Below are 388 nucleotides of genomic sequence, written 5' to 3'. Positions count from 1 at the left end.
TTTAAAAGATCTATAGGGGCCATCTCAAATTTTTAGATTGATCCGAAACTTCTGCTTTGAAAAAAGAAGTAAAACAAAAAAAAATATTGCATAAAAAAAGCCCTTTCAAAAATTGAAAGGGCTTTCTTGTACTCAGAGCGGGACTTGAACCCGCACGAACATTGCTGTTCACTGGATTTTAAGTCCAGCGTGTCTACCAATTTCACCATCCGAGCATTATGTGGTACCTCCAGGGATCGAACCAGGGACACATGGATTTTCAGTCCATTGCTCTACCATCTGAGCTAAGGTACCTTTAATACTTTTAAAAAGTATAAATAAAAAACCCTACCATTTTTATCAGATAGGGTTTTCAAAAGAAAGGCGACGACATACTCTCCCACATAAT

Annotated in this window: 2 tRNA genes; both read right to left on the bottom strand. The window is 37.4% G+C overall.

Annotated features, from left to right (window positions below):
• Positions 1-129: 129 nt before the first annotated feature.
• Positions 130-215, bottom strand: a tRNA-Leu gene (locus tag IRZ99_RS21140).
• 6 nt (positions 216-221) lie between these two features.
• Positions 222-294: transfer RNA gene (locus IRZ99_RS21135), tRNA-Phe, on the bottom strand.
• Positions 295-388 lie beyond the last annotated feature (94 nt).

Source organism: Flavobacterium sp. LC2016-12, from assembly GCF_015351595.1.
Taxonomy (GTDB): domain Bacteria; phylum Bacteroidota; class Bacteroidia; order Flavobacteriales; family Flavobacteriaceae; genus Flavobacterium.
This window is presented reverse-complemented; position numbering and strand designations above follow the sequence as displayed.